This window comes from Streptomyces sp. NPDC001744, assembly GCF_042892575.1.
GTDB lineage: Bacteria > Actinomycetota > Actinomycetes > Streptomycetales > Streptomycetaceae > Streptomyces.
Genome location: NZ_JBIAUG010000012.1, coordinates 58240 through 82458 on the forward strand (window position 1 = coordinate 58240; position 24219 = coordinate 82458).

A 24219-nucleotide genomic window follows, 5' to 3' on the forward strand; every position below is an offset into this window, starting at 1 on the left:
CCACTCAACGGGCTCACCTACGGTAGCCGGACAGCACGGCGGGCCGGTCGAAGCGCCCTCGGGCTGCTGGATCCTACGCTCTGAACCACCCCGGTTTCGGTGGACGTCGAAACCGCGAGGCTTGACAGTCGCCGAGAACGAACCGCGCAGAGATGTCGAGCCGGCACCGGCCGAAATCGCAGGTCGGAGGCGCTCCCGGGCATACGGCGAGACTCCGCACCGTGCGCCTTGGACACCAGGCCGAGGAACCACCGGCGATCCTCGGCAATCCAGAGAAACAGCAGGTCAGAGCCCCTTTGCTGCAGGCTCCAAGATTGCCACGCACTCCACGTGGTGCGTCATCGGAAACAGATCGAACACCCGCAGCGTCCGCACCCGGTACCCCCGCTCCCGGAAGTACCCCAGGTCCCGGGCCAGGGCCGCCGGGTCGCAGGCGACGTAGGCGATGCGGCGGGCACCCAGGGTCGCCAGGTGGTGGACGGTCTGCTTGCCGGCGCCGGCGCGGGGCGGGTCCAGGACGATGAGGTCCACCTCCGTGATGCCGGTGCGCGGGAGGACCGACTCGACCTTGCCCTGTTCGATGCGGACGCGCGGGAAGTCGGCCAGGTTGTGGCGGGCGTCCTCCACCGCGCGCTTGCCGGACTCGATGCCGAGGACCGCGCCCTGGTCGCCGACCCGGTCGGCGAGGGCGCCCGCGAAGAGGCCGACGCCGCAGTAGAGGTCGAGGGCGGTGTCGCCCTTGCGCGGGAGGAGGCCCTGCATGACGGCCTTCATGAGGGTGTCGGCGGCCTTCGGGTGGATCTGCCAGAAGCCGCCGCTGCCGACGCGGTGGGTGCGGTCGTCGGCGCGCTCGCGGACGAAGGCGCGGCCGTGGACGCGGTGGACCCCGCCGTCCTTCTCGTCCACGCGCATCACGGAGACCGGCTTGTCCAGCTCCACCAGGGGGAGGCGGGCGCCGGGGCGGGGGGTGAGGACGACCTGGCGGTCGTTCGAGCCCGAGGCGGCGATGGCCTCGACCGAGGCCATGCCCTCCCACGTGCGCTTCTCGACGCCCAGCTCCGAGACGCCCTGCGCGGCGATCATGCAGTGGTCGATGACCTCCACGTCGTGGGAGCGGTGCTTGCGCAGGCCCGCGCGGCCCTCGGCGTCGATCGCGTACTGGACGCGGGTGCGCCACTGCGGGACCTCGCCCGCGGGCAGCTTGTCGCCCTCGGCCGGCATGACCGTGCCGTCCCAGCCGGCCTCCTCCGGGGTGAGCCCGGCCAGACGCTGGAGCTGTTCCGCGACGACCTCGCCCTTCAGGCGGCGCTGGGCACCGGGCTTGGCGTGCTGCCAGTCGCAGCCGCCGCACCTGCCGGGGCCCGCGAAGGGGCAGGGGGCCTCGACCCGGTCCTTGGAGGGCTCCAGGACCGTGACCGCGTCGGCGCGCAGGAAGCGGGAGGTCTCCTCGCCCTCGGTGACGCGGGCGACGACCTTCTCGCCGGGCAGCGCGTGGCGGACGAAGAGGACGCGGCCCTCGTCGGTGCGGGCGATGCAGTGACCGCCGTGGGCGACCGGGCCGACCTCGACCTCGTACTCCTCCCCGACCAGCGACGAAACAGGGGTGTTCTGCATGGTGGGGGGTCTCCAAGGGGAAGCGGGGGTGGGCTGCCGTTCGGACGGCAGCCCACCAGTCTAGCCGTTCTTCGCGGCCGGTTCCTTGTGCCTCTTCTCGACCGGCCCGCGGCGGACCGAGCCCGGCGCGTTCCACTCCTGCCGCTTCCGGGCCCGCTTCTTCGCGACCTCGGAGGACTGGAGCTGGTACGGGACCGAGGTCACCATGACGCCCGGGGTGAAGAGGAGCCGGCCCTTGAGGCGCAGGGCGCTCTGGTTGTGCAGCAGGTGCTCGTACCAGTGGCCGACGACGTACTCGGGGATGTAGACGGAGACGGCGTCGCGCGGGCTCTCGCGGCGGATGCTCTTCACGTACTCGATCACCGGGCGGGTGATCTCGCGGTACGGCGAGTCGAGGATCTTCAGCGGGACGTCGATGCCGCGCCGCTCCCACTCCTCCTTGAGCGCCTTCGTCTCGGCCGGGTCGACGTTGACGGTCAGCGCCTCGACCTGGTTGGCGTGCACGAGCTTGGCGTAGGCCAGGGCGCGCAGGGTGGGCTTGTGGAGCTTGGAGACGAGGACGATGGAGCGGACCCGGGAGGGGCGCACGTACTCGTCGGGCTTCTCCTCGGCCGCGGCGATCTCCGCCGCCACCGAGTCGTAGTGCTTACGGATCGCGGTCATCGTGCCGTAGAAGATCACCATGCCGAGCAGGGCGACCCAGGCGCCGTGGGTGAACTTGGTGGCGAGGACGACGACGAGGACGAGGCCGGTGAAGAAGGCGCCGAAGGCGTTGATCGCGCGGGAGCGGATCATGTGGCGGCGCTTGGCGGGTTCGTGTTCCGTCGCGAGGTGCCGGTTCCAGTGCCGGACCATGCCGATCTGGCTGAGGGTGAAGGAGACGAAGACGCCGACGATGTACAGCTGGATCAGGCGGGTCGAGTCGGCCCCGTAGATCCAGACGAGGAGGGCGGCGGCGCCGGCGAGGAGCACGATGCCGTTGGAGAAGGTGAGCCGGTCGCCGCGGGTGTGCAGCTGGCGCGGCAGGTAGCGGTCCTGGGCGAGGATCGAGCCGAGGAGCGGGAAGCCGTTGTACGCGGTGTTGGCGGCCAGGAAGAGGACGAGCGCGGTGGCGGCGGCGAGGACGACGAAGAAGAACGTCCCGTCGCCGAAGACGGCGGCCGCGACCTGGGAGATCACCGGGTCCTGGACGTAGCCGTCGCCGACCGGGACGCCGTCGCGGAGCAGGTCGTGGGCGGGCTTCTCGGCCATCCGCACCTGGGTGGCCATGGCCAGGAAGATGATGCCGCAGAACATGGTGACGGCCAGGCCGCCCATGAGGGCGAGGGTGGTGGCGGCGTTCTTCGACTTCGGCTTGCGGAAGGCGGGGACGCCGTTGGAGATGGCCTCGACGCCGGTGAGGGCGGCACAGCCGGAGGAGAAGGCGCGCAGCAGCAGGAAGACCAGGGCGAAGCCGGCCAGGCCCTGGTGTTCGGCCTTGATCTCGAAGTCCGCGGTGGGGGCCTTCATCGTCTCGTCGAGGACGATCCCCCGGTACGCGCCCCAGACGATCATGAGGAAGACGCCGGCGACGAAGACGTACGTCGGGATGGCGAAGAGGGTGCCCGACTCCTTCACCCCGCGCAGGTTCATCAGGGTGAGCAGCAGGATGACGGCGACCGCGGAGGCGACCTTGTGCTCCACGACGAAGGGGACGGCCGAGCCGAGGTTCTCGATGCCGGAGGAGATGGAGACGGCGACGGTCAGGACGTAGTCGACGAGCAGGGCGCTCGCCACGGTGAGTCCGGCCTTCGGCCCCAGGTTGGTGGTCGCCACCTCGTAGTCGCCGCCGCCGCTGGGGTAGGCGTGCACGTTCTGCCGGTAGGAGGCGACGACCGTGAACATCAGGACGACGACCGCGAGCGCGATCCACGGGCTGAAGTGGTAGGCCGACAGGCCCGCGACGGAGAGGACGAGGAGGACCTCGCCGGGCGCGTACGCCACCGAGGACAGGGGGTCGGAGGCGAAGACGGGAAGGGCGATCCGCTTCGAGAGGAGGGTCTCTCCGAGCTTGTCGCTGCGCAGGGCCCGCCCGATCAGGATCCGTTTGGGCACGTCGGTCAGTTTGGACACGGAGAGGATCGTAAGCGTTCGAAAAGAGCCAAGTTCACCGCGACCCCCTATCCATACGGAATCTTTTCGTCAAGCACCTCGGATGCGGTCCCGGTCGGCGTTGCCGCATAAGCTCGGACCGGACGACCCGGCAGGGTGTCGTCCGCCGCTGCCCGGGCGGATCGGGCGAGGAAAGTTGTGAGCAGGGTGTTTTCGCAGGTCAGCAAGGCGATCAGGAGTGCGGGGTAAGGGGACGTGCACATCGTCATCATGGGCTGCGGGCGAGTGGGAGCCGCTCTCGCGCAGACCCTCGAACAGCAGGGGCACACGGTCGCGGTCGTGGACCAGGACCCGACGGCGTTCCGCCGTCTGGGGTCGGGTTTCGGCGGTCGTCGCGTCACGGGCGTGGGATTCGACCAGGACACGCTGCGCGAGGCCGGGATCGAGGACGCCGGGGCCTTCGCCGCGGTGAGCAGCGGCGACAACTCGAACATCATCGCGGCGCGGGTCGCGCGCGAGATGTTCGGCATCGAGAACGTGGCGGCGCGGATCTACGACCCGCGCCGTGCCGAGGTCTACCAGCGGCTCGGCATCCCGACGGTCGCGACGGTCCGCTGGACCGCCGACCAGATGCTGCGGCGGCTGTTGCCCTCGGGCGCCGAGCCGCTGTGGACGGACCCGAGCGGCGGGGTGCAGCTCGCCGAGGTGCACACCTCGCCGTCCTGGATCGGTCACAAGATCAGCCGGCTCCAGGACGAGACGGGTGTGCGGGTCGCGTTCCTCACCCGGCTCGGCGAGGCGGTCATCCCCACGTCCCAGACGGTGCTCCAAGAGGGCGACCTGGTGCACGTGATGATGCGTACGGACGAGATCGCGAAGGTCGAGGAGGCCTTCGCCGAGGGTCCCGAGGAGGGCGGTCACTGATGCGTGTCGCTATTGCGGGCGCGGGTGCGGTGGGCCGTTCCATCGCCGGCGAACTGCTGGAGAACGGCCACGAGGTCCTGCTGATCGACAAGGCGCCGACCGCCATCTCGGTGGAGCGGGTGCCGCAGGCGGAGTGGCTGCTCGCCGACGCCTGCGAGATCACCTCCCTGGACGAGGCGGCGCTCCAGCGCTGCAACGTGGTGATCGCGGCGACCGGTGACGACAAGGTGAACCTGGTCGTCTCGCTGCTCGCCAAGACCGAGTACGCCGTGCCCCGGGTGGTCGCCCGGGTGAACAACCCGAAGAACGAGTGGCTGTTCAACGAGGCGTGGGGCGTGGACGTGGCCGTCTCGACCCCGCGGCTGATGTCGGCCCTGGTGGAGGAGGCGGTGAGCGTCGGCGACCTGGTCCGGCTGCTGCGCTTCAGCCACGGCGACGCGAACCTGGTCGAGCTGACGCTCCCGCCGGAGTCGGCGCTCGCCGGCACCTCGGTCGGGGACGTGGACTGGCCGCAGGACACCTCGCTGGTGACGATCATCCGCGGTTCGCGGGTGCTGACGCCGAGCGCCGAGGAGACCCTGGAGGCCGGTGACGAGCTGCTGTTCGTGGCCGCGCAGGCGCGCGAGGAGCAGCTGGAGGACCTGTTGCAGGTCCGCCGCGAGCCTTCCTGACCGGCTGCGGCCGTACGCGTACGGGAGGGCCCGGACCGGCTGACCGGTCCGGGCCCTCCCGTACGTGCCGGGGCTTCCCGCGTGCGGCGGGCGCCGGTGTCCCGGTCAGGCCTCCGGCCGTCCCCCGGCCGCCGCCTCGCGGGCCTTCTGGGCGCGCTCCTCGGCCTCCATCTCGGCGAAGACGTCGATCGGTGCCGGGGCCTTCGCGAGGAAGACCCAGGTGAGGTAGACCGCGAGCAGGAACGGCGGGATCTTCAGGGCGACCGACACCCAGCCGAACCGGGTCGGGTCGGCCCACCAGTACAGCGGGAAGAGCACCGCGCACTTGCCGAGCAGGATCAGGCCCCAGGCCCAGCTCGCCTTCGTGTACGCCTTCTTGCGGCCGGGGTTGCGGGTGCGCCAGGAGAGGTTCTCCTTGAAGACCGGTCCGAGGATCAGGCCGATCAGCGGCACCCCGGCGGCGGCGGTGACCATGTACGCGAGGGCGAGGCCGAGCGTGTACAGCATGCCCGGCAGGTAGAAGTCCTTGGCGTTGCCCGTCATCATCGCGAAGACCACGCCGAAGGCGACGCCGAAGACGCCGCTGAAGGCGTGCTTGACGGTGTCGCGACGGATCAGCCGGACGGCGACGAGGACCAGCGAGACCGCGAGCGCGGCGATCGCGGAGATGTGCAGGTCCTTGTTGACCGTGAAGATCGTGACGAAGAGCAGGCCCGGCAGAATCGTCTCGATCATGCCGCGCAGGCCGCCGAACGCCTCGAACAGCGCGGCCTCGGTGACCTCCTTCGGGGTCCGGTCGTCCTGGTCCGTGCTGGTCGGCTTGTCGAGGGACGTCACCGGCTACTCCTGTCCGAGCGGTCGGAGCTCGTATTTGGGGTTGAAGAGGACCCGTCGGCCGTGGCTCATGGAGACGCGGCCGGAGGCGATCAGCTTGCGGCCCGGCTCGATGCCCACGATGGAGCGGCGGCCGAGCCAGACGACGTCCAGCGGCGCCGTGCCGTCGAAGAGTTCGGCCTCCAGGGCGGGCACGCCCGCCCGGGGACGCAGCGTGACCGTGCGCAAAGTACCAGCCACCATGACCACCTGGCGGTCGGAGCAGTCGCAGATGCGCGTGCACCCCGACGCCTCGGTGTCCTCCTGGAGCTCCTCCGACTCCAGGTCCTCGGGCGAGGAGGAGAGCCGGTCGAGCATCCGGCGGAACCTGCCGGCCGGCTTCTCTGTACGCGGTGCAGCACTCATACAGAAAGCGTACCGGCCGCCGCCGTCGCGGGAGGCGGCCCCGGCGCCGTACGGAGGCGGCCCCGGGCGGTCCCCTCCGCACGGTCCGGGACGCCCCTCAGTACGGTGTCCGGTTCACCGTTCGAAGCGGTACCCCATGCCCGGTTCGGTGACGAAGTGCCGGGGGTGGGACGGATCGCTCTCCAGCTTGCGGCGGAGCTGCGCCATGTACACCCGGAGGTAGTTGGTCTCCGTGCCGTACGAAGGTCCCCAGACCTCCTGGAGCAGTTGCTTCTGGCCGACCAGGCGGCCGGCGTTGCGGACGAGGACTTCGAGGAGATGCCATTCGGTGGGGGTGAGCCGGACGTCCCGCCCGTCGCGGTGGACCTTCTTCGCCGCCAGGTCGACGGTGAAGCCTTCGGCCTCGACCACCGAGGGTCCCTCCCCGGTGCCGCCGACCGGCTCGGCCCGGCGCACGGCCGCCCGCAGCCGGGCGAGCAGCTCGTCCATGCCGAAGGGCTTGGTGACGTAGTCGTCGGCGCCCGCGTCGAGGGCCTCGACCTTCTCGTCGGAGGTCTGCCGGGCCGAGAGGACCAGGATCGGCACCCGGGTCCGGCCGCGCAGTTTCCTGATGACGTCGACGCCGTCCCGGTCGGGCAGGCCGAGGTCGAGGACGACGACGTCCGGGTGCCGGTCGGCGGCGAGGCGGAGGGCGGTGGCGCCGTCGGGCGCGGAGTCGACCTCGTACTTCCGCGCCTTGAGGTTGATCACCAGGGCGCGGACGATCTGCGGCTCGTCGTCGACCACGAGGACCCGGGTCATGGGGGAGGGCCTTTCTTTCGGTTCTTGCGGTTCTTGCGGTTCTTGCGGTTCTTGTGGTTCTTGTGGTTCTTGTGGTTTTCCCGGCCCCGTGCGGGCGGGTGGACGGTGCGTACGGAGGGGTGGCGCGTACGGAGGGACGGGGCCCGGTTCAGGTCACGGCGCCGGCCGCCGGGTCCCCGGCCGGCACCGGGGGGCCGCCCGGCGCGGCGCGGAGGGTGAGCACCATGGTGAGGCCGCCGCCGGGAGTGTCCTCGGCGTCGAGCGTCCCGCCCATCGCCTCCACGAAGCCGCGGGCCACCGCGAGGCCGAGGCCGACGCCGGAGCCGCGCGGGGCGTCGCCGAGGCGCTGGAAGGGCTCGAAGATCCCGTCCTTGGCCTCGTCGGGGACGCCGGGCCCGCGGTCCACCACCCGCAGTTCGACCCTGTCCCCCAGGGCGCTGGCGGCGACGGCGACGGGCACGCCCTCGGGGCTGTACTTCACGGCGTTCTCCACGATGTTGGCGACGGCCCGTTCCAGGAGGCCCTTGTCGACCTCGACCATGGGCAGGGTCTCGGGTATGTCGAGCCAGGCGCTGCCGTCCGGCACTCCCCCCAGGGCCATGGGGACGACTTCGTCGAGGTCGACGACGCGCATGAGGGGTCTGACGGTGCCGGTCTGGAGGCGGGACATGTCGAGGAGGTTGCCGACGAGGAGGTCGAGGCGGTCGGCCCCGTCCTCGATGCCCTCCAGGAGTTCGGCCCGGTCCCGCTCGGACCATTCGACGTCGTCGGAGCGGAGGGAGGAGACGGACGCCTTGATGCTCGCGAGCGGGGTCCGCAGGTCGTGGCTGACGGCGGCGAGCAGGGAGGTGCGGATCTTGGTGCCCTCGGCCAGTTTCCGCGCCTCCTCCGCCTCGCCGACGAGCCGCTGGCGGTCGAGCACGACGGCGGCCTGGGCGGCGAAGGCGCCGAGCACCCGCCGGTCCTCGGCGGGCAGCACCCGGCCGGACAGGGCGAGCGCCAGGTGGTCCCCGACCGGCATGTCCACGTCAGCCTCCTCCGGCCGGGCCGCCGGGTGGGGGCCGACGCTGGCGGCGGGCGTCCACGGCTCCACCTCGTTCTCGCGCTCCAGGAGGGCGACCGACTCCATGGAGAAGGTCTCGCGGACGCGTTCGAGGAGGGCGTCCAGGCTGGTCTCGCCGCGCAGCACGCTGCCCGCGAGGTACGAGAGCACCTCGGCCTCCGCGCGGAGCCGGGCGGCCTGGTGGGTGCGGCGGGCGGCCAGGTCCACCACGGAGGCGACCGACATCGCGACGCCGAGGAAGACGGCGATGGCGACGATGTTCTTGGGATCGGCGACGGTGAGCCGGTGGACGGGCGGGGTGAAGAACCAGTTGAGGAGGAGCGATCCGGCGGCGGCCGAGGCGAGCGCCGGCAGGAACCCGCCGAGCAGCGCGGCGGCCACGGTCAGGGCGAGGAAGAGCAGCATGTCGTTGGCGAGCCCGAGGTCGGCGTCGACATGGGTGAGCAGCAGGGCGAGACAGCCGGGTCCCGCGACGCCGACCGCCCAGGCGGCGAGGGTCCGGGAGCGGCCGAGGCGGGCGCCGCGCGCGACCGGCAGGCCGCGCCCCTTGGCGACCTCGCCGTGGGTGACGATGTGGACGTCCAGGTCGGGTCCGGAGTCGCGGGCCACGGTCTGGCCGACGCCGGGACCGAGGATGTACTGCCAGGTCCGGCGACGGCTGGAGCCGAGGACGATCTGGGTGGCGTTGACCCCGCGGGCGAACTCCAGGAGCGCGGAGGGGACGTCGTCGCCGATGACGTGGTGGAACGTGCCCCCGAGGTCCTCGACGAGGGTGCGCTGGACGGCCAGCTCCTTCGGGGAGGCCGCGGTGAGTCCGTCGCTGCGGGCGATGTAGACGGCGAGGACCTCGCCGCCGGCGCCCTTCTCGGCGAGCCGGGTGGCCCGGCGTATGAGGGTGCGTCCCTCGGGGCCGCCGGTGAGGCCGACGACGATGCGTTCCCGGGCCTGCCAGGTGGAGCGGATGTTGTGCTCGCCCCGGTACCGCCGGAGGTACTCGTCGACCCGGTCGGCGGTCCAGAGCAGGGCCAGCTCGCGCAGGGCGGTGAGGTTGCCGGGACGGAAGTAGTTGGAGAGGGCCGCGTCGACCTCGTCGGGGGTGTGGATGTTGCCGTGGGCCATCCGGCGCCGCAGGGCCTCCGGGCTCATGTCGACCAGTTCGATCTGGTCCGCCCGGCGCACGACCTCGTCGGGGACGGTCTCCCGCTGCCGTACGCCGGTGATCGCCTCGACCACGTCGCCGAGCGACTCCAGGTGCTGGATGTTGACGGTCGAGACGACGTCGATGCCGGCCGCGAGCAGTTCGGCGACGTCCTGCCACCGCTTGGGGTTCCGGGAGCCGGGGGCGTTCGTGTGGGCCAGCTCGTCGACGAGGGCGACGGCGGGGCGGCGGGCCAGGACGGCGTCGACGTCCATCTCGGCGAGGACGGTCCCCCGGTGCTCCGCGGTGCGGGGCGGGACCCGCTCCAGGCCGCGCAGCACCGCTTCCGTGCGCGGCCGTCCGTGGTGCTCCACGAACGCCACCACGCAGTCCGTGCCGCGCTCCACCCGGCGGTGGCCCTCGGAGAGCATCGCGTAGGTCTTGCCGACGCCCGGCGCAGCGCCGAGGTAGATGCGTAGTGTGCCGCGTCCCATGGCTCGACCCTACGTCCGGCCGGCCGGGCCGGGGCCGCCCGGCCCCGGTGCTCCCCCGGCCCCGCGCCGGTTCCCCGTCAGTACTCGGCGATCTCGCCGTCCCGCAGCTCCAGGACCCGGTCCGCGAGCCCCAGGAGCTGGGGGTCGTGGGTGGCGACCAGGGCCGTGCAGCCCTCGCTGCGGACCACCGCGCGCAGGAGCTGCATGACGGCGAGCCCGGTCTCCGCGTCCAGCTGGCCCGTCGGCTCGTCGGCTATCAGCAGGGCCGGCTTGTTGGCCAGGGCGCGGGCGATGGCGACCCGCTGCTGCTGGCCGCCGGAGAGTTCGCCGGGCCGCTGGGCCGCGTGGTCGGCGAGGCCCACCAGGCCGAGCAGCAGGGCCACGCGCTCCTCGCGCTCCTTCGGGTCCGCCTTGCGCAGCCGCAGGGGGACGCCCACGTTCTCGGCGGCGGAGAGGATCGGGAGCAGGCCGAAGGACTGGAAGATGAAGCCGATCCGGTCGCGGCGCAGCTCCAGGAGGCCGCTCTCGCCGAGCGCGGAGAGGTCGGTGCCGTCGATGACGATCCGGCCGCCGTCGGCGGAGTCGAGGCCGCCCACGAGGTTGAGCAGGGTCGTCTTGCCGGAGCCCGAGCGGCCCTTGAGCGCGACGAGCTGGCCGCGCGGGATGTCGAAGGAGACGCCGCGCAGGGCGTGCACCGCGGCCTCGCCCGTGCCGTACGAGCGGCGCAGGTTCTCGACGCGGACCATGGGAGGTCCGGCCGGGTCCTCGATGACGGCCGTCGCGGACCTCGTGCTGCTCTCACTCACCCGGTGTTCCCCCTCCTCGAACATGTGCGCTCGCCAGTATGGTCCGCCGCCGGGCCCGAGGCCAGAGCCGGAGGGCCGGACCTGTGGAAAACCGGGACGGCGGGAAGGACGGCCGGCGGGAGACGGCAGGTGGAGGGCCCGGGAGGCGGGTGGAGGGCCCGGGACGACGGCCGGTGGGCCGCTCCCCGTACGCGAGGTACGGGGAGCGGCCCACCGCTCGTTCTCCTCCGCGCCGGAAGGCGGCGCGGAGCGTCCCGCCGGGGCGCGCGGAGGTCCCGGAGCGCGCCGCGGCCGGAGGGGTCAGCGGATCTCGGAGATCTCCGGACCGCGCTGGAGCTGGCCCATGCCGCCGGAGAAGCGGGAGCCCTCCTGCTCCTCCTGCTGAACGCCGTCCGGCACCATCTGGGCGTCGTTCGGCAGCTTGAGGACGATCGGGTCGCGCGGAGCCATGGGGGCGTCGCCGCGGACCACCACGGTGTCGCGGACGATCTGCTCCAGGAGCCCGGCCGCCTCGGGCTGGACCGCGCCCTGCCCGGAGATCACTCCGCGCAGGAACCAACGGGGGCCGTCGACGCCCACGAAGCGGACGAGCTGCACACCGCGGTTGCCGTCCGGCAGCTGTACGGGGACCTGCGCGCGCAGCTCCCAGCCCAGCGGCCCCTCGACCTCGTCGATGACGCCGCCCTGCTGGATGATGCCCGTGGCGATCTCGTCGCGGACCTCGCCCCAGATGCCCTCGTTCTTGGGGGCGGCGAACGCCTGGAGCTGTACGGCGCTGTCGCGCAGCACGACGGTGGCCGCGACGATCGCGTCGCCCGCCACCTCCACCCGGAGTTCCATGCCCTCGACACCGGGCACAAAGATCCCTCCGAGGTCCACGCGGCCCTCCTCGGGCGTGGTGACCTCGGAGATGTCCCAGGGCCCGTCGGGCCGGGGCGCCGGCGGGAGGTTCACGCGGCGCGGCGCACCGGCCGCGTCCTCGTCGTCCTCCACCGCGTCGACGACCTGCTCGGCCTCGCTCGCCGCGTCCTCGGCGGCACCACTCTTCTTGCGACGTCCGAACACGTCACTGTCCTTCCCGGTCGGATACGGCCGAAGCGTATCGATTCCCACCCGTTGTGCCGTCCACGGCGGTGTGACCGCCGGTGGACCCGAAGCCCCCCTCGGCCCGCGCCGAGCCGGGAAGCTCCGCCACCTCGTGGAAGCGCACCTTCTCGACCTGCTGGACGACGAGTTGGGCAATCCGGTCGAACCGCTCGAACCGCACGCTTTCGCGCGGGTCGAGGTTGACCACGATCACCTTGATCTCTCCACGGTACCCGGCATCCACCGTCCCCGGGGCATTCACGAGCGCCACTCCGCAGCGGGCCGCGAGTCCGGAGCGCGGATGCACGAAGGCCGCGTACCCGTCGGGGAGGGCGAGGGAGATGCCGGTGGGGAGTACGGCGCGCTCGCCGGGGGCCAGTACGGCGGCCTCCGTGGTCACGAGGTCGGCGCCCGCGTCGCCGGGGTGCCCGTAGGCCGGGAGCGGGACCTCGGGGTCCACGCGCCGGATCAGTACGTCCACGGGGTTGCGCATCAGGGGTTCACCTCGAAGGCGCGGGCGCGCCTGGTCTGGTCGGGGTCGGACATGGCGGCCCGGATCTCCTCCGGCCGGCCGTTGTCGATGAAGTGGTCGACCTTGACCTCGATGAAGAGGCCCTCGGCGCGGACGGCGACGGGGCCCTCCGGCCCGCCGATCCGGCCGACGGCGGTCGAGTAGAGCTTGCGGCCGTGCACGGCGGTGACGGCGGCCTCCAGGTGGAGCACGGTGCCGACCGGCACGGGCAGGAGGAAGTCGGTCTCCAGGCGTCCGGTCACGGCGATGACCCGCAGCAGCCAGTTGAGGGAGCCGAGGGTCTCGTCGAGGGCGGTGGCGAGGACGCCGCCGTGCGCGAGGCCGGGGGCACCCTGGTGGTCGGGGGTCACCGTGAACTCGGCGGTGACGGTCACGCCCTCGCCCGCCCGCGACTCCAGGTGGAGGCCGTGGGGCTGTCCGCCGCCGCATCCGAAGCAGTGGCCGTAGTGCGAACCGAGGAGCTCGCCGGGGGCCGGCGCGTCGGGGTGGCGTACCGGCGGTACGGCGTCGGCGGGCGGGGTGAGGGCGGCAGATGTTGCAGTCACAGGCGCAGACCTTACCCGCGCGGGCGGACGCGGTGCGGGCGGCGGTCGGCCCCTCCGGAAGAACACGGGCCCACCCGCGCGGGCAGGCCGGACGCGATGGCGGCGTGGACGCCGAACACGGCCCCCACCCGCGCGGGCGGGGGCGGGACGCGCCGTGCCAAGCTTGGACGCATGCAGCCTTCCGTACCGTCCCCGGCCTCCTCCCCCGAGCCCTCCGCCGCCCCGGCCGCGCCGCTCTTCGACGAGCGGCTGACGGCTCCCCGCTCCTGGTGGGCGATCGCGGGCCTGCTCGGCCTGTCCGGCGGTCTGATCATGTTCCCGCTGGGCACGGTCCCGATGCTGGGCGGTCTGATCGCGGCGACGGTGCTCGCCGGGATCGCGGTCTCCTCGTACGGCTCCGCCCGCGTCCGGGTGGTGGCCGGTTCGCTGGTGGCGGGCGACGCGCGGATCCCGGTCTCCGCCCTGGGGGCGGCCGAGGTGCTGGACGCGGAGGAGGCGCGCGCCTGGCGCACGTACAAGGCGGACACGCGCGCCTTCATGCTGATGCGCGGCTACGTGCCCCGGGCGGTACGGATCGAGGTGACGGACCCGGCGGACCCCACGCCGTACGTGTACCTCTCCAGCCGTGAGCCGGAGGCCCTGGTGGCGGCACTGGACGCCGTGCGGGACGGCGCCGGGGACTGAGGGGGCGGATTCCCCCGGGCCCCCCGGGCCGCCGTCCCGGGGTCCGGGCCCGGTCTAGGAGCCCGGTTTCCCGGCGCCGGCGGGCCGGTCGAGGGCGGGCAGCTCGTGGAGGGCGTCCCAGGGGACCTGGCGGCGGCGCAGGTCCTCCCGGACGCGCGCGGCGAGCTTCCTGGTGTCGCGGCGGTTCATGACGGCGCCGACGGCGGCGCCCACCATGAACGGCATGAGGTTCGGCAGGTTGCGCACCATCCGCTTCATGATCTGCTGGCGCAGTTCGCGTTTGAGCTGTCCGCCGAGCGCCGCGTTGACGGTGGTGGGTCGGGTGGGGTCGATGCCCCGCTCCTCGGCCCAGGAGGACAGGTAGGCCGTCGAACGCTGGGGAAGCCGGCCGAGGGGCCGCAGGCCGTACACCTCGTGCAGTTCGGCGATGAGTTTGAGTTCCACGGCGGCGACGCCGGTGATCTCGGCCGCCAGTTCGGCCGGCAGGGCCGGGGGGACGGGGAGCATGGCGGCGGCGCCGACGCCGGCTCCCACGGTCGAGCTCGCGTGCGCCGCGCCGGCGACGAGCTTGTCGGCGAGCTCCTCGGGGCCGAGCCCGGGGAACTGGGCGCGGAGGGCCGCCAGGTCGCGGACGGGAATCCGCGGGGCGAGGTCGATCAGCCGGTCGGCCAGATGGCCGATGCCGGCCCTGGCGCCGTCTCCGCCGCGCTTCACTCCGTACGCGACGCCGCGCCGGACGGCGTCGATCCGGCGGGAATCGACCTTGAACCGGTCGAAACGGCCCCGGGCGGGGACGGCCGGACGGTCGGCGTCGGGAAGACCGTCCTGTCGGACTTCGACGGTCCCGTCGTCCCGTCCCGCCTCCCGTTCCGCGGGAAGGGGTACCCGCTCCGGCCCGGTGGCCGCCTCGAGCGAGGCCGGCAGGCCCCGCTCGTCGTCACGTGCGTCGAGAGGGGGCAGGGAGGCGGTGGGCTCGGCTTCGGGGGCCTTCTGGGCACCCTCCGCCGGGCCCGGGTCGCCCTTGTGCGTCCGCGGGCTCCCGGGGAGCCACGAACGCCGCTTCCGGGACGGTGTGTCGCCTGCCACGGCCGGTCCTTCTCAGTCGCAGTCGCGGCAGATGGGCTGACCGTTCTTCTCCCTGGCCAGCTGACTGCGGTGGTGCACGAGGAAGCAGCTCATGCAGGTGAACTCGTCGGCCTGCTTGGGCAGGACCCGGACGGCCAGCTCCTCGTTCGAGAGGTCGGCGCCGGGAAGCTCCAGGCCCTCTGCGGCCTCGAACTCGTCGACGTCGACGGTCGAGGTCGACTTGTCGTTCCGGCGGGCCTTCAGTTCTTCAAGGCTGTCCGAGTCGACGTCGTCGTCGGTCTTGCGTGGGGTGTCGTAATCCGTTGCCATGTCGCTCTCCCCCTCTGGGTGGTTGCGGTGTCTCCAGCGCACGTAACGCGTGAGAGGTCGGACTTGTGCCCGACCTGAGGCGGAGATTTTGCCTCACATCAAGGTCTGTTACTCAATCGACACCCGTCGCGCCTTCTCGCGAGTGATCGGCTTCGGGTGGCGATGCGGACCGTACACGGTCCTTCGGGCGTTCCTCACAGGCGCCACCCCGTGTACTTCCCGTCATACCGGGGCCCGGAAACCCGTACTTTTCCTGGTTTTCCGAGGGGTTTCCCGGTCACGGAGAGTGGAGAACCGCCCACCCCGGCCTGTGATCGATCACACACGGGCGTCTCAGGACCGGGGGGATGGAATTCCGCGCAAAGCGAACAGAACGGGTCGGGTCGCGCAGTCTGTCAGATCGGCAGGGTGACGCGCATCACGAGACCGCCGCCCGCGCGGGGCTCCGCGATGATACGGCCTCCGTGGGCCCGGGCCACGGACCGCGCGATCGACAGGCCGAGGCCGACCCCCTTGTCGCTGCCGGTCCGCTCCTGCCGGAGCCGCCGGAACGGCTCGAAGAGGTTGTCGGTCTCGTACGCGGGGACCACGGGGCCCGTGTTCGACACGACCAGGACCGCCTGGCCGTGCAGGGTCCCGGTGGTGACCTCCACCCAGCCGCCCTCCGGCACGTTGTACCGCACGGCGTTCTGGAGCAGGTTCAGCATGATCCGTTCGAGCAGGACGCCGTTGCCCTGGACGACGGCGGGCGCGCGCTCCCCGAGGATCTCGACGCCCTTGGCCTCGGCCTCGGCGCGCACCTGGTCGACGCCCCGTTCGGCGACCTCGGCGAGGTCGACGGGTTTGCGCTCGACGATCTCGTTGTCGCTGCGGGCCAGCAGGAGCAGACCCTCGACGAGCTGTTCGCTGCGTTCGTTGGTGGCGAGCAGGGTCTTGCCGAGCTGCTGGAGCTCCACGGGCGCCCCGGGGTCCGAGAGGTGCACCTCCAGGAGGGTGCGGTTGATCGCGAGCGGGGTCCGCAGCTCGTGCGAGGCGTTCGCGACGAACCGCTGCTGGGCGGTGAAGGCCCGTTCCAGTCGCTCCAGCATCTCGTCGAAGGTGTCGGCGAGCTCCTTCAGCTCGTCGTCCGGACCGTCCAGCTCGATCCGCCGGGACAGGTCCGAACCGGCCACCTGGCGGGCGGTGCGGGTGATCCGGCCGAGCGGGGAGAGCACCCGTCCCGCCATGGCGTAGCCGAAGGCGAAGGCGATGATGCTCAGACCGAGCAGGGCGAAGAGCGAACGGCGCAGCAGGTCGTCCAGGGCCCGGTCGCTCTGGTGCTGGAGGCAGACGGACACCGCGTCGTTGAACTGCTCGCCGGTGCCCGTGTCGGGCAGGTCGCACCACGAGGTGGTGGGCTGGACCTCGCCCTTGACGATCTTGAAGGGCAGATGGGCCGCGCTGTCGCTGAGGGCCTGCGCGGTGAACAGGTAGATGATCGAGAGCAGCAGGATGCCCGCGATCAGGAACATCCCGCCGTACAGCAGGGTGAGCCGTATCCGGATGGTGGGGCGCAGGAGCGGGCGGACCGGGTCCCTGGGGTCCCAGGTCGGCTTGGGGGGCGCCTGGGGGTGCGGCGCGGGAGTGGTGGCCATCGGGTCAGATCCGGTACCCGGAGCCGGGCACGGTGACGATGACGGGCGGCTCGCCGAGCTTGCGGCGCAGGGTCATGACGGTGACGCGCACCACGTTGGTGAAGGGGTCGGTGTTCTCGTCCCACGCCTTCTCCAGGAGCTGCTCGGCCGAGACCACGGCGCCCTCGCTGCGCATGAGGACCTCCAGGACGGCGAACTCCTTCGGCGCGAGCTGGACCTCCCTGCCCTCGCGGAAGACCTCGCGGCGGTTCGGGTCGAGCCTGATGCCGGCGCGCTCCAGGACGGGCGGGAGGGGCACGGTCGTACGGCGGCCGAGGGCGCGCACGCGCGCGGTGAGCTCGGTGAAGGCGAAGGGCTTGGGCAGGTAGTCGTCCGCGCCGAGTTCGAGCCCCTCCACGCGGTCGCTGACGTCGCCGGAGGCGGTGAGCATCAGGACGCGGGTGGGCATGCCGAGTTCGACGATCCTGCGGCAGACGTCGTCGCCGTGCACGAGCGGGAGGTCGCGGTCGAGGACGACGACGTCGTAGTCGTTGACCCCCACCCGCTCCAGGGCCGCCGCGCCGTCGTACACGACGTCGACGGCCATGGCCTCCCGGCGCAGTCCGGTGGCCACCGCATCGGCGAGCAGCTGCTCGTCCTCGACGACGAGTACGCGCACGTCGTACATCCTTCCCGTGGGGCCGCGGCCGGAGGGGGGTCGGCCGGGCCTGAGTGTGCTGACTGTGGGTGTCCCATCCTGCCCCGTACGCGCGTAAACCGGCTGTAAGGCGGCGGTCGGCGCCCTCCGGGACGGTCCGCGGGCCCGTGGGCGGGGGCCGGACCGGGCTTCGGGGGCGCTCCGGGAATCCGCCCGATTTCCGGGCCGGTTGAGGTTTCTCTGAGGAAAGGGCTGGGGAGGACGACTGCACACCCCGCGATCACGCCCTGTATGTGGCACGCCACCCGACGCTCCCTGTCCCCAGGGGCCACAGGGGGTGATCCGACCCACCCTCGGCACACCCCCGTGCCAGCCGACCCACGACGAGGGGGCGCACGATGGACGCTTTCACCGCCGGCCTGCTGCACCGCATCAGAACCACGCAGACGGACCTCACGCGGGCGCGTGAGACGGGCGACGACTATCTGGTGGAGGTGGAGCAGGCGGAGCTGGAGGACCTGCACCGCCTGGCCGCCGAGCACGGGGTGGAGGTGGCCGCGCCGACCGTCTGACCCGTACCGCCCGCGGCCCCGCGAGGCCGCGCGAGGGCCCCGGAGCCGTCCCCCGGCTCCGGGGCCCTCGCGCGTCCCGGTCCCGGTCAGTCGTGCCAGGCTCCCAGCTCCTCCAGGAGTTCCTGGAGGGGCCCGAAGAGTCCGGGAGAGGCCGCGACCGTCAGTTCGCCCGACTCCGGCTCCCCCGGGCGGCCGCCCGTCAGCGCCCCCGCCTCGCGGGCGACGAGCGCGCCCGCCGCGAGGTCCCAGGGGTTGAGGCCGCGCTCGTAGTAGGCGTCGAGGCGCCCCGCGGCGACGTCGCAGAGGTCGACGGCCGCCGAGCCGCCGCGCCGGATGTCGCGGACGCGGGGGATCAGCTGCCGGACGACCTCGGCCTGCCGCTCGCGCCGGATCTTGAGGTAGCCGAAGCCGGTGCCGAGCAGGGCCTGGTCGAACGGGGGCGCGGGGCGGACGGCGAGGGGCCGGTCCCCGGCGTGCGCGCCGCGGCCGAGGACCGCGTGGTACGTCTCGCCGCGCATCGGCGCCTCGACCACGCCGACGACGGTCTCGCCGTCCCGCTCGGCGGCGATCGAGACGGCCCAGGTCGGCAGGCCGTACAGGTAGTTCACGGTGCCGTCGAGCGGGTCGATGACCCAGCGGATCCCGCTCGTGCCGGGGCTCGACGCGCCCTCCTCGCCGAGGAAGCCGTCCTGCGGGCGGTGCTCGGCGAGGAAGCCGGTGATCAGCTTCTCGGCGGCGATGTCCATCTCGGTGACCACGTCGATGGGACTGCTCTTGGTCCTCGCCACGGCCAGGTCGTCGGGCCGGCCGTCGCGCAGCAGCGCTCCGGCGCGTCGCGCGGCTTCCAGGGCGAGGTCGTGCAGCTCGGTGAGGAGGGGCTCTGCCGGATCGGTCACGGGGTCTCCTTGCGCGTGCGGTCGGTCACGGATCTTCTGCGCGTGCGGGGCGGTCACGGCGGGCCTTCTCGCGCGTACGGGGCGGCCGCGGCGGCTCTTCCGCCGCGCGCGGGCCGGCCGCGGGCTCTTCCTACGCGTACGGGCTGTCGGCGCCGGCCGCCGCGGGCCGCTCCGTCCTGGCCGGGCAGCAGCCGACCGGGCACAGGTCGTGGGAGGGGCCGAGCGCGCCCAGGGCGCACCGCTCCGGCCGGGCCCCCCGTTCCGCGGCGGCCCGCTCCAGGACCAGGTCGCGGACGGCGGCGGCGAAGCGCGGGTCGGCGCCGACGGTGGCCGAACGGCGGACGGGCAGGCCCAGTTCGGCGGCCTTGGCGGTGGCCTCGGTGTCGAGGTCGTACAGGACCTCCATGTGGTCGGAGACGAAGCCGATCGGGACCATGACGGCGGCGGGGGCTCCGGCGGCGCGCAGCTCCTCCAGGTGGTCGCAGATGTCGGGCTCCAGCCACGGGATGTGGGGGGCGCCGCTGCGGGACTGGTAGACGAGCTTCCAGGGCCGGTCGGTGCCGGTCCGCTCGCGGACGGCGTCGGCGATCACCCGCGCCACGTCGAGGTGCTGGCGCACGTAGGCCCCGCCCCCGCCGTGCCCGGTGGCCGGCCCCGAGGTGTCGGCGGCGGACTCGGGGATGGAGTGGGTGGTGAAGGCGAGGTGGGCGCCGTCCCGGACGGCGGGGTCCAGCTCGGCGAGGGAGGCGAGGACGCCCTCGACCATGGGTTCCACGAAGCCGGGGTGGTTGAAGTAGTGCCGGAGCTTGTCGACCCGGGGCAGCGGGAGCCCCTCCGCCTCCAGGGCGGCGAGCGCGTCGGCGAGGTTCTCGCGGTACTGGCGGCAGCCGGAGTAGGAGGCGTAGGCGCTGGTGGCGAGGACGGCGATGTGACGCCGGCCGTCGGTGACCATCTCCCGGAGGGTGTCGGTGAGGTAGGGCGCCCAGTTGCGGTTCCCCCAGTAGACCGGGAGGTCGAGCCCGGACTCCGTGAAGTCCTGCCGCAGCGCGTCGAGGAGCGCGCGGTTCTGGTCGTTGATCGGGGAGACGCCGCCGAAGAGGAAGTAGTGCTGCCCCACCTCCTTGAGGCGTTCCTTCGGGATGCCGCGGCCGCGCGTCACGTTCTCCAGGAACGGGACCACGTCGTCCGGCCCCTCGGGGCCGCCGAAGGAGAGCAGCAGCAGGGCGTCGTACGGGGCGGGATCGTGCTGATCGGACATGGCACCGATCCTGCCACCCGCTTCCGCCGGAGGGGGCCCGGCCCGTCCGGGGGGCCGTCGGGCGGGGTGGCCGACCGGGAAAAAGGGGGGCACCCCGCAACTTCAACACTGTAGGCTTTAGCTATTAACTACACCTGTCGGTGCCGGCGTCCCACGGGTCGTGCCGTCGCGCGGGACCGGCTCCGCGGCACGTACGGAGTCCCCTTGGCCAGTCCCTACCGCGCGATCTTCGCGGCGCCCGGAGCCGCCGCGTTCTCCGTCGCCGGCTTCCTCGGACGGATGCCCCTGTCGATGATGGGCATCGGCATCGTCACCATGATCTCGCAGGTCACCGGCGCGTACGGGCTCGCCGGCGCGCTCGCGGCGACGCTCGCGATGTCGGCCGCGGTCCTCGGCCCGCTGGTCTCCCGCCTGGTCGACCGGCACGGGCAGCGCAGGGTGCTCCGGCCGGTGACGCTGGTGTCGCTCGCCGGGGCCGCCGGCCTCCTCCTCTGCGTGCAGCGGGACGCGCCGGTCTGGACGCTCTTCGCGTTCACGGCCGTGATCGGCTGCGTGCCCAGCGTCGGCGCGATGGTCCGGGCCCGCTGGGCGGAGATCCACCGGGGCGGAAGCAGGCACCTGCACACGGCGTACGCCTGGGAGTCGATCGTCGACGAGGTGTGCTTCATCTTCGGCCCGATCGTCTCCATCGGCCTGTCCACGAACTGGTTCCCCGAGGCGGGCCCGCTGTTCGCCGGGGCGTTCCTCGCCGTCGGCGTCTTCTGGCTGACCGCGCAGCGCGCCACGGAGCCCCGGCCCCACCCCCGGCGGAGCGGGGAGCGGCGCGGCTCCCCGCTCCGCTCCCCCGGCCTCCAGGTCCTGGTCCTCGCCTTCGTCGCCACCGGCGCCGTCTTCGGCTCGGTGGACGTGGTGACCGTGGCCTTCGCCGAGGAGCGGGGGCGGCCGGGCGCCGCCAGTCTCGTCCTGGCCGTCTACGCCCTGGGTTCCTGCCTGGCCGGAGCCGTCTTCGGCCTGCTCCACCTGAAAGGGGAGCCGTCCCGAAGGTGGCTGCTGGGCATCTGCGCGATGGCCGTGAGTATGATCCCCCTCCTACTGGCCGGGAACCTGCCGTTGCTGGCCGTGGCGCTCTTCGTCGCGGGCCTCTCCATCGCGCCCACCATGGTGACCACGATGGCCCTCGTCGAAGCGCACGTACCGCGCACCGAACTGACCGAGGGCATGACCTGGACGAGTACCGGGCTCGCGGTCGGCGTGGCGCTCGGTTCCTCCGCCGCCGGCTGGGTGGTCGACGCGGCGGGCGCCGAGACGGGGTACGTGGTGCCCGTCGTCGCGGGCGCCGCCGCGGTCGCGGTGGGTCTCCTCGGACACCGCCGGCTGCGCAGGCCGGCGCCGAACCGGGAGGGGCAGCGTGAACGGGACGACAACAGCGGGGCCGGGGAACAGCAGGACGGCGAGCGGTCCGTGGCGTAACTGGGCGGGGAACGTCACCTCCCGTCCGGTCCGGGAGGCGAACCCGGCCTCGGCCGAGGAGCTCGCCGAGACGGTGCGCCGGGCGGCCGAGGACGGGCTGCGGGTGAAGACGGTCGGCACCGGCCACTCCTTCACCTCGATCGCGGCCACCGACGGCGTGCTGATCCGGCCGGGACTGCTGAGCGGGATCCGGCGGATCGACCGCGAGGCGATGACCGTGACGGTCGAGTCGGGCACGACGCTGAAGCGGCTCAACGTGGCGCTGGCCCGGGAGGGCCTGTCGCTCACGAACATGGGCGACATCATGGAGCAGACCGTCGCCGGCGCCGTCTCCACCGGCACGCACGGCACGGGCCGCGAGTCGGCGTCGATAGCCGCGCAGATCCGCGGCCTCGAAATGGTGACCGCGGACGGGCGGCTGCTCACCTGCTCGGCGGAGGGGAACGACGAGGAGCGCGCGGTCTTCGCGGCCGCCCGGATCGGGCTCGGCGCCCTCGGCGTGATCACCGCGATCACCTTCGCGGTGGAACCGGTCTTCCTGCTCACCGCGCGCGAGGAGCCGATGTCCTTCGACCGGGTCACCTCGGAGTTCGACGCGCTGCACGCGGAGAACGAGCACTTCGAGTTCTACTGGTTCCCCCACACGGAGAACTGCAGCACCAAGCGCAACAACCGCAGCGCGGGCCCCGCCGCTCCCCCCGGACGGGTCAGCGGCTGGGTCGACGACGAACTCCTGTCGAACGGGGTCTTCCAGCTCGCCTGTTCGCTGGGCCGGGCGGTGCCGCCGGTCGTCCCCCCGCTCGCCAGGATCGCCAGCCGGGCCCTGTCGGCCCGTACGTACACCGACATCCCCTACAAGGTCTTCACCTCGCCGCGCCGGGTGCGCTTCATGGAGATGGAGTACGCGCTGCCGCGCGAGGCGGCCGTCGCCGCGCTGCGCGAGCTGAAGGCGATGATCGAGCGGTCACCGCTCAGGATCAGCTTCCCGGTGGAGGTGCGCACGGCCCCGGCCGACGACATCGCGCTCTCCACGGCTTCCGGGCGGGAGACCGCCTACATCGCCGTCCACCTCTACCGGGGGACGCCCCACCGGGCGTACTTCACCGCGGTGGAGCGCATCATGACGGCGCACGGGGGCCGCCCGCACTGGGGCAAGATCCACACCCGGGACGCCGCGTACCTCTCCGGGGTCTATCCGCGCTTCGCCGAGTTCACGGCGCTGCGCGACCGGCTCGATCCGGACCGCCTGTTCACCAACGACTACCTGCGGCGCGTCCTCGGCGACTGACGGGAACGGCCGCCCCGCGCGTGCGGGGCGGCCGTTCCTCATTCGTCCCCGGGCTCCGTCCCGGTCCCGGGACCGGCCGGGGCCCGGGTCTCCGGGGGCGACGGGGGCGCCGGGGCCCCGGACGGTCCCGTCCCGGTGGACGGCTCCCCGGTCGGGGCGGTCGGTCCCGTCGTGGGGCCGGTCGGTTCCGGCGGAGGCGTCGTCCCGCTCCCGGTGGACCCGGAGGGGGACGGCTCCGCCGACGGGGAGCCGGTTCCGCTCCGCCCGGGGTCCGGCCGCCCGGACCCGCCGTCGCCCGGGGTCGGGACGGTGCCCGGCGCGGAGCTCGCGCCCCCGTCCTCCGGCCGCCCGGTGCCGTCGCCCGTCCCGGACGGCGCGGGCGTGGTCTCCCCGCCCGGGGCCGGCGCCTTCTTCTCCGTACCGCCGTCGCCGCGGACGGCGGAGCCGAAGGTGGTGGCGCCCTGCCTGCCGCCGAAGTCCTCTCCGGCGACCAGTTCGTAGGTGGTGATGCCGCCCATGGTGACGCCGAAGACCAGGGCGGCGGCGACCACCGGGCGCCTCCAGCCCCGGACGCGGGTGCCGTGGGTGGTCGCCTCCCCGAAGTCCTCCCCGCCGGGCGTCTCCGCGCCGGGCGCCGGGACCGTGCGGAGCAGCAGGGTCCGGTCGTCCCCGTCGGGCGAGGTCGTGGTCACGAGCCGGATGCGGCGCGCCTTCGGCCGGGCCGCCGTGGTCACGTCGCGGACCTGTTCGCCCGTGCGCCGCAGGGCGTACTGGAAGAACGGGCCGCCGCAGGTGGCGATGACGCTGATCACGCCGGCCCCGACGATCGTGCCGTACACGCCGAGGGTCGAGGCCAGTTTGGCGGCGACGACCGCGGCCAGGGCGCTGCCCGAGACCTGGGCCATGCTCAGGTCGATCTTCCTCCTGCCGCTCCCCTCCGCCTTCCCGGCCGGCTCCGTCCTCTCCGCCGTCTCCGTCGCCTTCGTCGCCTTCGTCCCCTCCGCCTCCTCTGGCTCGTCCGTGCCGGTCCTCGGCCTCTGCCCCATCTCCAACCCCTGCCGACTCATTGAGTGCTCTGCACCCAGAAGGGACAAATGGGAGAGGGGAATAGTTCCGTTTCCGCCCTTTCTGTGAAGAGCGACACGTGCGGAGGAGGAGCGTGGGGAGTCAACTCCCGCACTGCCCGACACATTGGGCGGCGCGCCTGTCCACCCAGGTGGCCCGAATGGAGTACATTGGCGAACCCTGGGTCCGGACGCCCTCACGGGTGCCCCGGATCACGGTGCGGGAGCCGGGGACGGCGCCCGCACCGGCGGCGTTTCGGCATCACACGGGAACCGGCTGCACAGAGTGACCGCCAGTCACTGGCCGTAGCGATCGG

At 72.9% G+C, this 24219-nt stretch carries 23 protein-coding genes; 6 read left to right on the forward strand and 17 right to left on the reverse strand.

The window, feature by feature from the left end; translation table 11 throughout:
* Window positions 1-285 precede the first annotated feature (285 nt).
* Complete coding sequence (locus tag ACFYZY_RS16360) at window positions 286-1614, reverse strand: class I SAM-dependent RNA methyltransferase (RefSeq protein WP_388694114.1); 1329 nt, start codon at window positions 1612-1614, stop codon at window positions 286-288.
* A gap of 60 nt (window positions 1615-1674) precedes the next feature.
* Window positions 1675-3726 carry an APC family permease gene (locus ACFYZY_RS16365; protein WP_388694116.1) on the reverse strand — a complete coding sequence of 684 codons (2052 nt, stop codon included), beginning with the start codon at window positions 3724-3726 and terminating at the stop codon, window positions 1675-1677.
* Window positions 3727-3960: 234 nt separating this feature from the next.
* Here ACFYZY_RS16365 and ACFYZY_RS16370 point away from each other — a divergent pair, with 234 nt between their 5' ends.
* Window positions 3961-4629: a potassium channel family protein gene (locus ACFYZY_RS16370; RefSeq protein WP_388694119.1), complete on the forward strand. Its 669-nt coding sequence runs from the start codon at window positions 3961-3963 to the stop codon at window positions 4627-4629.
* The gene (locus ACFYZY_RS16375; RefSeq protein WP_388694122.1) at window positions 4629-5300 is read left to right on the forward strand and encodes a potassium channel family protein; all 672 of its coding nucleotides are present in this window, start codon (window positions 4629-4631) and stop codon (window positions 5298-5300) included. Before ACFYZY_RS16370 ends, ACFYZY_RS16375 begins: the two co-directional genes overlap by 1 nt.
* A 105-nt stretch (window positions 5301-5405) precedes the next feature.
* Here ACFYZY_RS16375 and ACFYZY_RS16380 read toward each other — a convergent pair whose 3' ends face one another.
* The 8 genes from ACFYZY_RS16380 to ACFYZY_RS16415 form a co-directional block, all read right to left on the reverse strand.
* On the reverse strand, window positions 5406-6137 hold the full coding sequence (locus ACFYZY_RS16380; protein WP_388694125.1) for a DUF3159 domain-containing protein: 732 nt from the start codon (window positions 6135-6137) through the stop codon (window positions 5406-5408).
* A 3-nt stretch (window positions 6138-6140) separates the two neighbouring features.
* On the reverse strand, window positions 6141-6539 hold the full coding sequence (locus ACFYZY_RS16385) for an OB-fold nucleic acid binding domain-containing protein (RefSeq protein WP_388694127.1): 399 nt from the start codon (window positions 6537-6539) through the stop codon (window positions 6141-6143).
* A 114-nt stretch (window positions 6540-6653) separates the two neighbouring features.
* Entirely contained in the window at window positions 6654-7340 is a 687-nt protein-coding gene (locus ACFYZY_RS16390; protein ID WP_388694130.1) for a response regulator, read from the reverse strand.
* A gap of 148 nt (window positions 7341-7488) precedes the next feature.
* The gene (locus ACFYZY_RS16395) at window positions 7489-10035 is read right to left on the reverse strand and encodes an ATP-binding protein (protein ID WP_388694133.1); all 2547 of its coding nucleotides are present in this window, start codon (window positions 10033-10035) and stop codon (window positions 7489-7491) included.
* A gap of 77 nt (window positions 10036-10112) precedes the next feature.
* Complete coding sequence (locus ACFYZY_RS16400) at window positions 10113-10781, reverse strand: ABC transporter ATP-binding protein (protein WP_388694368.1); 669 nt, start codon at window positions 10779-10781, stop codon at window positions 10113-10115.
* Between the two features lie 360 nt (window positions 10782-11141).
* Window positions 11142-11906, reverse strand: coding sequence for a DUF3710 domain-containing protein (locus ACFYZY_RS16405; RefSeq protein ID WP_388694134.1), 765 nt, complete (start codon window positions 11904-11906; stop codon window positions 11142-11144).
* A 1-nt stretch (window position 11907) separates the two neighbouring features.
* Complete coding sequence (gene dut, locus ACFYZY_RS16410) at window positions 11908-12420, reverse strand: dUTP diphosphatase (RefSeq protein WP_388694136.1); 513 nt, start codon at window positions 12418-12420, stop codon at window positions 11908-11910.
* Window positions 12420-13004 carry a PaaI family thioesterase gene (locus ACFYZY_RS16415; RefSeq protein WP_388694138.1) on the reverse strand — a complete coding sequence of 195 codons (585 nt, stop codon included), beginning with the start codon at window positions 13002-13004 and terminating at the stop codon, window positions 12420-12422. Before ACFYZY_RS16415 ends, dut begins: the two co-directional genes overlap by 1 nt.
* 171 nt (window positions 13005-13175) lie before the next feature.
* Here ACFYZY_RS16415 and ACFYZY_RS16420 point away from each other — a divergent pair, with 171 nt between their 5' ends.
* Entirely contained in the window at window positions 13176-13688 is a 513-nt protein-coding gene (locus ACFYZY_RS16420; protein WP_388694140.1) for a DUF3093 domain-containing protein, read from the forward strand.
* A 54-nt stretch (window positions 13689-13742) separates the two neighbouring features.
* On the opposite strand, the gene ACFYZY_RS16425 is transcribed toward ACFYZY_RS16420, so the two are convergent.
* The 4 genes from ACFYZY_RS16425 to ACFYZY_RS16440 form a co-directional block, all read right to left on the reverse strand.
* The gene (locus ACFYZY_RS16425) at window positions 13743-14774 is read right to left on the reverse strand and encodes a hypothetical protein (protein WP_388694143.1); all 1032 of its coding nucleotides are present in this window, start codon (window positions 14772-14774) and stop codon (window positions 13743-13745) included.
* A gap of 12 nt (window positions 14775-14786) precedes the next feature.
* Complete coding sequence (locus ACFYZY_RS16430; protein ID WP_003955561.1) at window positions 14787-15083, reverse strand: DUF4193 domain-containing protein; 297 nt, start codon at window positions 15081-15083, stop codon at window positions 14787-14789.
* Window positions 15084-15478: 395 nt separating this feature from the next.
* Entirely contained in the window at window positions 15479-16717 is a 1239-nt protein-coding gene (locus ACFYZY_RS16435; protein WP_388694146.1) for a sensor histidine kinase, read from the reverse strand.
* Between the two features lie 4 nt (window positions 16718-16721).
* Complete coding sequence (locus ACFYZY_RS16440) at window positions 16722-17375, reverse strand: response regulator transcription factor (protein WP_388694149.1); 654 nt, start codon at window positions 17373-17375, stop codon at window positions 16722-16724.
* Window positions 17376-17752: 377 nt separating this feature from the next.
* Between ACFYZY_RS16440 and ACFYZY_RS16445 the strand changes: the two genes are divergently transcribed.
* The gene (locus tag ACFYZY_RS16445; protein WP_388694151.1) at window positions 17753-17926 is read left to right on the forward strand and encodes a hypothetical protein; all 174 of its coding nucleotides are present in this window, start codon (window positions 17753-17755) and stop codon (window positions 17924-17926) included.
* Window positions 17927-18012: 86 nt separating this feature from the next.
* Here the strand turns inward: ACFYZY_RS16445 and ACFYZY_RS16450 are convergent, their stop codons facing one another.
* Window positions 18013-18822: an inositol monophosphatase family protein gene (locus ACFYZY_RS16450; RefSeq protein WP_388694154.1), complete on the reverse strand. Its 810-nt coding sequence runs from the start codon at window positions 18820-18822 to the stop codon at window positions 18013-18015.
* Window positions 18823-18952: 130 nt separating this feature from the next.
* Window positions 18953-20080 (reverse strand): ferrochelatase, encoded by a 1128-nt coding sequence (locus ACFYZY_RS16455; RefSeq protein ID WP_388694156.1) that lies wholly within the window; start codon window positions 20078-20080, stop codon window positions 18953-18955.
* Window positions 20081-20284: 204 nt separating this feature from the next.
* On the opposite strand from ACFYZY_RS16455, the gene ACFYZY_RS16460 reads away from it, so the two are divergent.
* Both ACFYZY_RS16460 and ACFYZY_RS16465 read left to right on the forward strand, forming a co-directional pair.
* Window positions 20285-21550, forward strand: a complete 1266-nt coding sequence (locus ACFYZY_RS16460; protein ID WP_388694159.1) for an MFS transporter — start codon at window positions 20285-20287, stop codon at window positions 21548-21550.
* Window positions 21489-22838, forward strand: a complete 1350-nt coding sequence (locus ACFYZY_RS16465) for a D-arabinono-1,4-lactone oxidase (protein WP_388694163.1) — start codon at window positions 21489-21491, stop codon at window positions 22836-22838. The genes ACFYZY_RS16460 and ACFYZY_RS16465 overlap by 62 nt, the downstream gene beginning before the upstream one ends.
* A 38-nt stretch (window positions 22839-22876) precedes the next feature.
* Here the strand turns inward: ACFYZY_RS16465 and ACFYZY_RS16470 are convergent, their stop codons facing one another.
* Complete coding sequence (locus ACFYZY_RS16470) at window positions 22877-23884, reverse strand: hypothetical protein (protein WP_388694166.1); 1008 nt, start codon at window positions 23882-23884, stop codon at window positions 22877-22879.
* Window positions 23885-24219 lie beyond the last annotated feature (335 nt).